General features: G+C 72.3%; 7 protein-coding genes. 2 read left to right on the top strand and 5 right to left on the bottom strand.

Translation table 11 applies throughout. The features are described 5' to 3' along the window. Positions 1–3: 3 nt before the first annotated feature. The 5 genes from thrC to ACZ5LB_RS18955 form a co-directional block, all read right to left on the bottom strand. Positions 4–1,272, bottom strand: coding sequence for a threonine synthase (thrC, locus tag ACZ5LB_RS18975; RefSeq protein ID WP_464603769.1), 1,269 nt, complete (start codon positions 1,270–1,272; stop codon positions 4–6). Between the two features lies 1 nt (position 1,273). Continuing rightward, positions 1,274–2,203: a homoserine kinase gene (locus ACZ5LB_RS18970; protein ID WP_464603768.1), complete on the bottom strand. Its 930-nt coding sequence runs from the start codon at positions 2,201–2,203 to the stop codon at positions 1,274–1,276. Between the two features lie 8 nt (positions 2,204–2,211). Continuing rightward, entirely contained in the window at positions 2,212–4,641 is a 2,430-nt protein-coding gene (thrA, locus tag ACZ5LB_RS18965) for a bifunctional aspartate kinase/homoserine dehydrogenase I (RefSeq protein WP_464603767.1), read from the bottom strand. A gap of 243 nt (positions 4,642–4,884) precedes the next feature. Beyond that, the gene (locus tag ACZ5LB_RS18960; RefSeq protein ID WP_464603766.1) at positions 4,885–6,531 is read right to left on the bottom strand and encodes an NAD(P)-binding domain-containing protein; all 1,647 of its coding nucleotides are present in this window, start codon (positions 6,529–6,531) and stop codon (positions 4,885–4,887) included. A gap of 24 nt (positions 6,532–6,555) precedes the next feature. Next, positions 6,556–6,912 carry a cytochrome c3 family protein gene (locus ACZ5LB_RS18955; protein ID WP_464603765.1) on the bottom strand — a complete coding sequence of 119 codons (357 nt, stop codon included), beginning with the start codon at positions 6,910–6,912 and terminating at the stop codon, positions 6,556–6,558. Between the two features lie 148 nt (positions 6,913–7,060). Here ACZ5LB_RS18955 and ACZ5LB_RS18950 point away from each other — a divergent pair, with 148 nt between their 5' ends. Both ACZ5LB_RS18950 and ACZ5LB_RS18945 read left to right on the top strand, forming a co-directional pair. Further along, positions 7,061–8,050 carry a PstS family phosphate ABC transporter substrate-binding protein gene (locus ACZ5LB_RS18950; RefSeq protein ID WP_464603764.1) on the top strand — a complete coding sequence of 330 codons (990 nt, stop codon included), beginning with the start codon at positions 7,061–7,063 and terminating at the stop codon, positions 8,048–8,050. Between the two features lie 64 nt (positions 8,051–8,114). Next, positions 8,115–10,265: a hybrid sensor histidine kinase/response regulator gene (locus tag ACZ5LB_RS18945; protein ID WP_464603763.1), complete on the top strand. Its 2,151-nt coding sequence runs from the start codon at positions 8,115–8,117 to the stop codon at positions 10,263–10,265. Positions 10,266–10,678 lie beyond the last annotated feature (413 nt).

Here is a 10,678-nt window from a genome sequence, read left to right as displayed (position 1 = left end):
CGCTCAGAGGAGCTCCTCCCGCAACGCCGCGAACCCCGCGGGCAGGCTCCGGGACAGGATGGGCCGGTCCTTCACCGCCGCCAGGGCCGGCGGCAGGGGCACCCGGATTCCCAGGCCTTTCTCCAGGGTCTCCCGGAACTTCGCCGGGTGGGCCGTGCCCAGGAACACCCCCGTCTCCCCAGGCCCCAGGTGCTGGGCCAGGACGCCGTGGGCCACCGCGGCGTGGGGTTCGGACAGGTAGCCCCCGGCGTGGAGGTCCCGCAGGGAGGCCAGGGTCTCCTCGTCCGTGAGGCTCCCGTGGCGCAGGGCGCCCCGCATGGCCTCAAGGTCGCCCTGAAAGAGGGCGTGGATCCGCTCCCAGTTGCTGGGCGCGCCCACGTCCATGGCGTTGGACAGGGTCGCCACGGAGGGCCGGGGGCGGTACACGCCCGTCTCCAGGAAGTCGGGCACGGTGGTGTTGGCGTTGGTGGCCACCGTGAAGGCCCTCACCGGCAGCCCCATGCGCCGGGCCAGGAGGCCCGCGTAGAGGTTCCCGAAGTTGCCCGAGGGCACGGCGATGACGGGGGGCTCCCCCACCCGGGCCACGGCCTCGAAGTAGTACGTCACCTGGGCCAGGAGCCGCGCGATGTTGATGCTGTTGGCGGAGGTGAGGCCCAGGCGCGCCGCCAGTTCGGCGTCCCCGAAGGCGGCCTTGACCAGGGCCTGGCAGTCGTCGAAGGTGCCTTCCACCGCGAAGGTGCGCACGTTGTCCCCCAGGGTGGCGAACTGCCGCTCCTGGAGGTCCGAGACGCGGCCTGCGGGGTAGAGGACCACCACCTGGAAGCCCGGAAGGCCCAGGAAAGCGCTGGCCACGGCGGCGCCCGTGTCCCCGGAGGTGGCGGTGAGCACCGTGCGCCGCCGTCCGTCTCCGCGGGAGGCCAGGGCCAGCATGCGCGCCAGGAACCGCGCGCCGAAATCCTTGAAGGCCAGGGTCGGCCCGTGGAAGAGCTCCAGGGCGAAGATCCGCGCCCGCACGCGCGCCACCGGCACGGGGAAATCCAGGGCGGAGGCCACGGCCTCCTCCACCTCGGCCCGGCTGAACTCGTCGCCCAGGAAGCGGTGGAGGATCTCCGCGGACCGGGCCTGGAAGTCCATGGCCAGGAGCGCCTGGACGTCCCGGAAGCAGGGCACGGGTTCGGGCACCCAGAGGCCCCCGCCGGGGGCCATGCCGGACTGGACGGCCTGGGCGAAGGTGGCGCGGTTCCTGGAATCGCGGGTGCTGACGAGTCGCATGCTAGGCCTCCCTCGCGCCCCGCGTGTCCAGGCCGCAGAGCCAGGACGTGCTGGGCAGCGTCGCTTCCTCGAATGCCTTCCGGATGGCCGAGGCCACCGCCGGGGCCCGCCCTTCGGGGGCCACCGCGAACACCGACGGGCCCGAGCCCGAAAGGCTGAAGCCCAGGGCCCCCGCGGCCAGGGCCGCAGCCTTGGCCCCGGAGAACCCGGGCACCAGGGGCGCGCGGTGGGGCTCGGCCAGGGGGTCCCGGAGGCAGCGGGCCAGAAGGCCCCGGTCCCCGGCGTGCAGGGCGTGCACGAAGCCCGCGAGGTTGCCGGCGAAGGTCACGGCCCCGGCCAGGGGCACCTCCCCGGGCAGCGCCGCGCGGCTGGCGGCGGTGGGCAGCTCCCATTCGGGATGGACCACCACGAAGACCAGGTCCCTCGGCCAGGGCAGCTCCCGGGCCGTGGCGCGGCCGTCCCGGCCGGGCACCACCATGCGCAGCCCGCCCAGGAGGGAGGGCGCCACGTTGTCCAGGTGGCCGGCGCCGCTGTAGGTGCCCTCGGCCCGCCCCGCCAGCGCCAGGAGCTCGGGGCCCTCCAGGGGTGAACCCGCGGCCTCCTGGAAGGCGGCGAGGGCCGCCACGACGGAGCTGGCGCTGGAGCCCAGGCCGCTGTTCACGGGCAGCCGCTTCTCGAGGGTGACGGCCCAGGGGGTGGAAACCCCGGCGCGCTCCCGGAACAGGGCCAGGGCGCGGACCACCAGGTTGGGCCGGGCGTCCCCGGCGAGCATGGCCGCGAAGGCCCCCTCGACGGCGAACCGGTCGGCGCCGGCGGGCTCCACCGTCACGAAATCCCCCAGCAGGGTCCCGTCCAGGGGGGCCAGGGCCGCCCCCAGCAGGTCGAAGCCCGCCGCGACGTTGCCGATGCTGGCCGGCGCGAAGAACCGCACGGCCCGGCTCAATGGACCAGCCTCAGGACGTCCGAGAGCACCCCGGCGGCCGTGACCTGGGCGCCGGCCCCGTAGCCGCGCACGACCATGGGATAGGGGCTGTAGCGCTCCGTGAAGAAGGCGAAGGCGTTCTCCCCGCCCTTCACCTGGGCCAGGGGATGGTAGGCGTCCACCACCTTCAGGCCGACGGCGCAGCCCTCCCGGGAGAAGCCCCCGATGTAGCGCAGGAAGCCGCCCTGGGCCGCGCGCCGGGCGAAGGCCTCGTCCAGCTGGGGCAGGCGTTCCATGAAGGCGTCCACGTCGCCCGAGGCGTCGAAGCCGGGGGGCAGGAGGCCCTCCACCGCCACATCCTCCAGTTCGAGTTCCATGCCGATCTCCCGGGCCAGGATGAGGAGCTTGCGGGCCACGTCCATGCCGCTGAGATCGTCCCGGGGATCGGGCTCCGTGAACCCCTGCGCCCGGGCCTGGGCCACCGCCCGCGAAAGGGGCACGCCGTCGCCCACCTCGCCCAGGATGTAGGACAGGGAGCCCGAGAGGATGCCCTCGAAGCGCTGCACCACGTCCCCGGTCCGCACCAGGTTCTGGAGGGTGTCGACCACGGGGAGGCCCGCGCCCACGTTGGTCTCGAACAGGAAACGCCGGCGCAGGCGCCGGCAGGTTTCCCGCAGGCCCTTGTGGAACGCGGTGGACGAGCTGTTGGCCTTCTTGTTGGCGGCCACCAGGTGGAAGCCCGCCTCCAGGATCTCCGGGTAGCGGGCGGCGAGCTCGGCGCTGGTGGTGCAGTCCACGAACACGCTCGTGGCCGTGCGGTCCAGGCGTGCCGAGGCCAGCACCGCGTCCAGGTCGGTGGGGACGGCGCCGGCCTCGAAGGCCTCCCGCCACGTCCCCAGGTCCCGGATGCCGTGAGCCATGCGCCGGCTGGTGGCGAGGGTGCGGATCCGGATGTCCAGGCCCTGCTCCCGGAACCGGGGCTCCTGGCCATGGATCTGCTCCAGCAGGCACCCGCCGACGTTGCCCGCGCCGAAGAGCACCAGGTCCAGGGTCCGCGCCGTGCGGAAGAAGCGCCGGTGCACGTGGGGCATGGCCCGGCGGCCGTCCTCCTCCCGGACGACGGCCGAGATGATGCGTTCGGAGGAGCCCTGGGCGATGGCCATGACGTTGCAGTCCACGTCCGCCAGCGCGTCGAAGAAGGTGCCCGCGATCCCGGGCCGCAGGTGCATGCCGTCGCCCACGATGCTGAGGATGGAGACGTGCTCCTGGATCTCCACCGCGTCCACCAGGCCCGCGGCGCGCTCCATGCGGAAGGCTTCGTCCAGCACCGCCGCGCCCCGCGCCCCGTCCTCCCGGCGCAGGCAGATGCAGATGGACAGCTCCGACGAGCACTGGCTGATGAAGACCACGGAAAGGTCGCGCCGGGCCAGGGCGCTGAAGGCCCGGGCCGCCATGCCGGGCACGCCGGCCATGCCCGGGCCCGCCAGGTTGAGCATCACCAGGGACGGCAGGAAGGAGATGCCCCGCACGCCCAGGGGGGGCGCGGCCACGCCGTCGCGCACCAGGGTGCCGGGGTGGCCGGGTTTGAAGGTGCTGGCCACCCGGATGGGGATGGCGCGGGAGCGCACCGGGGCGATGGTCTTGGGGTGCAGCACCTTCGACCCGAAGAAGGCCAGTTCCATGGCCTCCTCGAAGCTAACCTCCGGCAGGGGGAAGGCCTCGGGCACCAGGCGGGGGTCCGCGCTGAAGACGCCCTCCACGTCGGTCCAGATCTCCACCAGGTCCGCGTCCAGGGCCGCGGCCGCCAGGGCGGCGGTGTAGTCGGAGCCGCCCCGGCCCAGGGAGAGGATCCGGCCCTGGGCGTCGCCCCCGAAGAACCCCGGAAGCACCCAGAGCGCGGCGTCCCCGTCCCGCTCCGGTCCCAGCCGCGCGCGGATCTCGTCCGGCAGGGGCCGGCCCTCCATGGGCTCCCCCTCCAGGATGAGGTATCGCCGAGGGTCCAGGTACCGCGGCTCGAGGCCCCGGCCCTTCAGGAGCGCCGTGAGGATGGCGCAGGAGGCGCGCTCGCCCAGGCTCGACAGCACCGCCAGCACGGAAGGGGAGCATTCGCCCACCAGGTTCACCCCCTGCAGGATGCGCGCGCACTCGGCGGCCAGGAGCTCCAGTTCCGCGCCGAGGGCGTCCGCGCCGGGGCCCAGGTCCGGCTTGAGGTCGGCAGCCACCTGCCGGTGCCGGGCAAGGAAGGCCTCGGGCACGCCGGCGGCGGCGCCGGGGGCCGTGACCAGGAGGTCGGTGACCCCGGCCATGGCCGAGGCCACCAGACACACCCGGTCCGTCTCCAGGGCCGCGGCGACCAGCGCGGCCACGTCGCGCATGCGCGCCGCGTCCTTGACGCTGGTGCCGCCGAATTTCATGACCCGCAGGGGGACGGTTGGGAGGCTGTTCATGGGGACCTCGGCCAATGCAGAAAGCCCCGCGTCCGGGTGGCGCGGGGCGGAAAGTGGAAGTGATGATCCGACTAAACCGTCCCCGCGCCGGAATGGGTACCGGTCAGGGTGGTGGTCATGATGATGGAACCCGCCTGCGCGGCGCGACACCCGGCATCGCGGCCGGGACCGGGGCACAAGGCTGGGATCAAGGGCGACATCAGCCTACGATCCACGAAATGCCTTTCAAGGTCAAGGACAGCTTCACTCACCCAGCAGGAACCTGAGTCGTTTCGCGGCCTCGCGCGTGCAGGGAAGCTCCATCCCGCCTGCCACCCGGACCCTGGCCCGCCCCGCGAAGAGGGACCGGATCTCTTGCACCGCCTGGGGGTTCAGGAGGAGGGTGCGCTGGATCCTCACGAAGAGCACGTGGTTGAAGGCCAGTTCCACCTCCTCGAAGGTGCGCCAGGGGGTGGCGTGGCGCGTGCCTTCAACCCACGCGTGCACGGTCCCGTCCACGGCCTCGAAGTGGGTGGTGGCGGCCAGGTCCACCACCCGGGCCCCCTCGGGCCCGATGGCCTCGAACCGGGGCTCCTCCACCAGGGCCAGTGGGGCGCCTGCGTCGGGGTCCGGCTCCGGAAGCGGCGCGGCCGCGGGCGGCGGCAGGGGTTCGGGCACCGGCAGGGGCGCGGGTAGCGGCTGGGGCTCGGGCACCGGAACCGGCAGCGGTTCGGCCACCGGCAGGGGCACGGGAAGCGGCTCCGGCACGGGCGCCGGAAGCGGCTCCGGCACGGGCGCCGGAACCGGCTCCGGCACGGGGGCCGGCGGCGGCTTTGGCACGGGCGCGGGCGCCTTTGGCGCGGGGGCCGGTTCCGCCCCGCGTGGGGTTTCCGGGCGGGGCTTCGCGGCCGGGGACGGCGTGTCCCGGGCGGCCTTGCGGGATTCGGCGCCCCGGCGCCGTTCGGGCTCCCCGGCCTTGCGGGCGCCGGCGTTCCTCCGGCGCTCGGCCTTGGTGAGGGGGCGCGCGGGTTCCTCCGGCTTGGCGTCCTGGCGGTGGAGGAGGGCGAGGGCCGTGATGTCCCGGCCTCCCATGCCCTGTTCGGCGGCGGTCTCCACCTGCCGCAGGAGCGGCGCCGCGATGGGCATGCCGACGCCCAGGTCCCGGGAGGCGCGCAGCACCAGCGCCAGGTCCTTGGCCGCAAGGTCCAGGGTCTGGTCCGAAGGTTCGTGGTCCCGGCGCACCATCAGGCCCCCGAAGGCGTCCATGGGCGGTGACTTGAGCAGGCCGAGGTTGAGCAGGCGCAGGTAGTCCGCCGGGGCGAAGCCGGCCTTCTCGCCGAAGGCCAGCACCTCGCCCAGGGTCTCGACCATGGCCACGGTGAGGAGGTTGGCGCCCAGCTTGAGGGCGTGGGCCATCTCCGGCCGGGTCCCCACCCGGGTGATGCCCCGGCCCAGGGCCTCCAGGATCACGAGGCAGCGGTTCACCTGGGTCTCCGGCCCCGCGGCCAGCACCCACAGGCGCCGCGACACGGCTTCGCTGGGCTTTCCCAGGACGGGCGCCGCCACGTAGCCCTGCCCCGCCGCCCCGTGCGCCTCGGCCAGGCGGCGGGAGGTGTCCATGCCGATGGTGCTCATGCACAGGTGGATGGCGCCGTGGCCCAGTTCCTCCAGGAGTCCGCCGGGGCCGTAGGCGAGTGCCTCCTCCGCGGCGTCGTCGGCGACCATGGTCAGGGCCACCTGGGCCTTGGCCACGGCTTCCGGGACCGTGGAGGCGATGACCACGCCGGGGCCGACCAGGGCTTCGGCGCGCCCGGGGGTGCGGTTCCAGAGGGTGACCTCGTGGCCAAGCTCGATGAGGTTGCGCGCCATGGGGGCGCCCATCCGGCCGAGTCCGAGGATGGTGATTCGCATGCGGGCCTCTTCCTGTACGTCCCCCTACTTCGGGGTCAGCTTGAACGTGGGGTGGCACTCCAGGCACTTCACCACCGGGGGCTTGTGCTGGCGGTGGCACTGGGTGCACAGGAAGGGCCCGGGATGGCCGCCCTTGGGGACGGCGTGGGGGTTCACGGGCAGGGCCTTGGTGTAGGCCGCCATGGCCGGGGCGTCCCCGTGGCAGGCGAAGCAGGCTTCCTCGGCCACCGCCGCCTTCGTGGGCTTTTCCTCCTTGTGGCAGTCGAAGCAGGTGACCCCCGCCTTGGAATGCCGGGGCGTGGGCTTCTCGTCCGCGCCCCGCGCGGGCAGGCCGAGGAAAAAACAGGCCAGCGCAGGAGCCAGGATACGACACAGGGTCATGGAGCGTCCTCCGGGAATCGCACGATCTCTTGGTACCGTGAGCGGCAAGGCGTTAGTCTACTAAACAACGATCCATAGGTCGCCTGGTACTTCCGGGCGGCTCCGCCGGGATAGCCATCCCTCGTACTACCGCGTTCGGGAGATCTACATGGGCAAGTCCTGTTTGCACGCCGCAATCGCCTTGTGCCTTGCCGCGGGAGCGCCCGGCCTCCGGGCCCAGACCGCCCAGGTCCGCGCCAAGGTCTCGGCCACCCTGCCGTCCTACGTCGCCACGCGCCAGGTGACCACCCGCCTGGAGATCCCCGGCACCGACGCGTTGTCGGACCTGGGGGACGAATGGAACCGGCTCTTCCGGCAATACCACCCCAAGGCCGGCATCGCCTACCTGCCCAAGGTCACCAAGGACGCCGCCAAGGACCTGGCCGACGGCGCCAGGCCCCTGATCATCACCGCCCGGGAACTCACCCCCGAGGAGATCAAGGCCTTCCAGACCAAGTTCGGCTACATGCCCATGCGGATCCCGGTGTGCATGGACGCCCTCATCGTCTTCGTGCACAAGAACAATTCCCTTTCCAGCATCACCATGGAGCAGCTGGACGCCATCTACTCCCGGGACCGCCTGGGCGGCGCCAAGGAGCCCATCAAGGAATGGGGCGACCTCCGGGTGCGGGGCGACCTGGGCAAGCGCGAGATCCACGCCTACGGCCGGGGCGAAGGCACGGCGATCCGGGACGCCTTCCAGGCCTCGGTGCTCCTCAAGGGCCCCTTCCGCGCGGGCCTGGTGCCCAAGGACGATTCCGCCTCGCTGGCCGAGGCGGTGGTCACCGACGAGGCCGGCATCGCCTACGGATCGCTGGCCTCCTGGTACGCGGGCGTCAAGGTCCTCTCCATCGTCCCCTACAAGGCCTCCGACGCGCGGTTCCCCACCCAGGAGAACGTCACCACCAGCCGGTACCCCATGCCGCGCCTCTACTACGCCTACGTGAACCGCGCCCCGGGCCAGCCCCTGGATCCGGCCGTGGACGAGTTCCTGCGCTTCATCCTCAGCCAGGAGGGCCAGGGCGCCGTGGCCGACGTGGGGATCCTCCCCGCGCCGCCGGAATTCCTGACCATCGCGATCAAGCGCCTGGACCGCTGATCCCGCTTCCATCGCCCTGAAACGAGGGCATACTCCAGGGATACCTCCACCCAGGAGCCGGTCCATGTTCCCCTTCAGCGGGTCCAGCCGATTCACAGCCAGGGTCCTTCCGGAGGATCCCCGGGACCTGGAACACCGCCTCCTGACGATCCTCTGCCTCGTGGCGGCCCTGGTGTCGTTCCTGGCGGTCATCCCCATCAACCTGGTGCACCACTTCCCCCTCCGGGTGCACCTGGTCATGGGCGGCTTCGGCGTCGCCGCCTTCGCGCTCTACCTGGCCTGCCGCGGCGGCCGCTATCCCGGCGTGCTCTCGCTGGCCGCCATGGTGGGCACCCTGGATTTCGTGTGGTTCTTCAAGGGCGCCAGCGGCGGGCCCATCCCGCTCTTCTTCGTCCTGCCCACCGCGTTCACCGTGATCTTCTTCAGGGGCCGCAAGCTGGCGATCCTGCTGGGATTGCTGCTGCTCAACGGCGCGCTGATCTTCGCCGCCGACCTTCTCATGCCCGGCCTCGCCGCGCCCTACCGGTCCCAGGCGCAGCGGCTCCAGAGCGTCTTCTCCAGCTTCGTCATCTCCAACTCCCTGGCGGCCCTCATGATCTGGGTGGTCATGTCCGGGTACCGGCGGGAGCGGGGGCGACTGCAGGCCGCCGCGGACGCCCTGGCCAAGTCCGAGGAACTGCGCCGGGCCCTGCTGGCCAACTCCTGGGACATCCTCTCCATCCTGGACGCCCAGGGCAACCTGACCTACAACTCCCCCGCGGCCCAGCGCATCCACGGCTTCAGCCCCGAGGAGATGGCCGGCCGCAACACCATGGAGTTCATCCACCCCGACGACCGCGAGGCGGTGGGCAGGACGTTCCGGGCGATCCTGGCCGCCCCGGGGGCCCGGGGCGTGGTGCGCTACCGCTACGCTTGCAAGGACGGGCGCTGGGTGGACATGGAAGCCGTGGGCGTCAACTACCTGGACGATCCCACCGTCCGGGGCATCGTCACCAACTCGCGGGAGATCACCGAGCGCGTCCAGGCCGAGGCCGATCTGGCCCGTTCCGAGGAGGAGCGCCGCAAGATGGAGGCCCAGCTCTGGCAGTCCCAGAAGATGGAAAGCCTGGGCAGCCTGGCCGGAGGCGTCGCCCACGATTTCAACAACATGCTCGGCGGCATCATCGGCCACGCCGACCTGCTCCTGGCCCGGGAGGAGGACCCGGATCGCAGGCGGCACCTCCAGGCCATCCTGGAGGCCGCGGAGCACTCCACCGGCATGACCGCCAAGCTTCTGGCCTTCGGGCGCAGGGGCAAGAACATCCTGGAGTCCGTGGACCTGGACCGCCTGGTGCGGGAGGCCTGCGGGTTCGCCTCGGCCTCCCTGCCCCAGGGCGTGACCGTGGACCTGAGCCTGGGGGCGCCGCCGCGGGTGGACGCGGACCCGTCCCTGGTGAACCAGGTCGTCCTGAATCTCCTCGTGAACGCCGCCGAGGCCATGCGCGGCCCCGGCGTCATCGTCGTGCGCACCTGGGACGACCGCCTGGAAGGGAGCGACGCGGCGGCCCTGGGCCTGGCCCCGGGCCGCTACGCCGCCATGAGCGTGAAGGACACCGGGATCGGCATGGACGAGACCACCCGGTCCCGGCTCTTCGAGCCCTTCTTCACCACGAAGGCCGACGGGAAGGTCCGGGGCAGCGGCCTGGGGCTCCCCACCGTCTACGGGATCCTCCAGTCCCACCACGGCGGCGTCCAGGTGGAGTCGGTCCCGGGCCGCGGTTCCACGTTCACCGTGCGCTTCCCCGAAGGCGCCCTGCCCGCCCCCGACGGTCCCGCCCCCCGTCCCCCGGCGAACCGCGGCAAGGGCACCATCCTCGTGGTGGACGACGAACCGGTGATCATGACCCTCATGGTGGAGGCCCTGCAGCGCCTGGGCTACGCCACCCTGTCGGCCTGGGACGGGGAGGAGGGCGCCGAGGTCTTCGCCGCCGCCCACGCCGACCTCAGCGCCGTGATCCTGGACCTCAAGATGCCCAGGCTGGGCGGTTCCGGCTGCTTCCGGCGGATGCAGGCCGTGGACCCGGCGGTGCCCGTGCTCATCTGCACCGGCTACGGCGACAACGAGGAGGTCCAGGACCTGCTCCGCATGGGCGCCAAGGGGCTGCTCAAGAAGCCGTTCCGGGTGGCGGAGCTGGAGGGGTGGATCCGGATGCTGGTGCCGGCGGGGGTGGACTAGGGTGGGTCTGCAAGCTTGATTTCTGGTTGCTTTCGGCAGGATCGTTCACCCTGGTGGAGTCGAGTAAAAAACAATTACGCTGAGTGCGCAGAGGCGCTGAGGACGCGGAGAGCGCCGACCCGCCCCGGAAGGGCTGACGGGCCCGTGCGCCGCCGTCCGGTCCCATCCCAATCACGGCAGCGGGCTTGCCTGGGGTTGGTTGATGGAACGGCCACGACGCCTGACCACCCGGAACCCCCATACCAGCATGGGCCCGTCTACCCTTCCGGGGCGTGGGCCGCTCCGAAGGCTTGCCTGCGGAGCGGTCCACGCCCCGGAAGGGGCAGCGCGTCAGCGCTGCGGACCGCGCCAGCGGGCCAGGGCCCATGCGGAAGTGGGTCGGCGCCCTCCGCGTCCTCAGCGCCTCCGCGCAC

The organism is Mesoterricola sp. MK458, from assembly GCF_055384935.1.
This window is presented reverse-complemented; position numbering and strand designations above follow the sequence as displayed.

Bases quoted from the DNA above. Each gene is read 5' to 3' on its own strand.
- thrC (WP_464603769.1), bottom strand. From the start codon at position 1,272: ATGCGACTCGTCAGCACCCGCGATTCCAGGAACCGCGCCACCTTCGCC.
- thrA (WP_464603767.1), bottom strand. From the start codon at position 4,641: ATGAACAGCCTCCCAACCGTCCCCCTGCGGGTCATGAAATTCGGCGGC.
- ACZ5LB_RS18960 (WP_464603766.1), bottom strand. From the start codon at position 6,531: ATGCGAATCACCATCCTCGGACTCGGCCGGATGGGCGCCCCCATGGCG.
- ACZ5LB_RS18955 (WP_464603765.1), bottom strand. From the start codon at position 6,912: ATGACCCTGTGTCGTATCCTGGCTCCTGCGCTGGCCTGTTTTTTCCTC.
- ACZ5LB_RS18950 (WP_464603764.1), top strand. From the start codon at position 7,061: ATGGGCAAGTCCTGTTTGCACGCCGCAATCGCCTTGTGCCTTGCCGCG.
- ACZ5LB_RS18945 (WP_464603763.1), top strand. From the start codon at position 8,115: ATGTTCCCCTTCAGCGGGTCCAGCCGATTCACAGCCAGGGTCCTTCCG.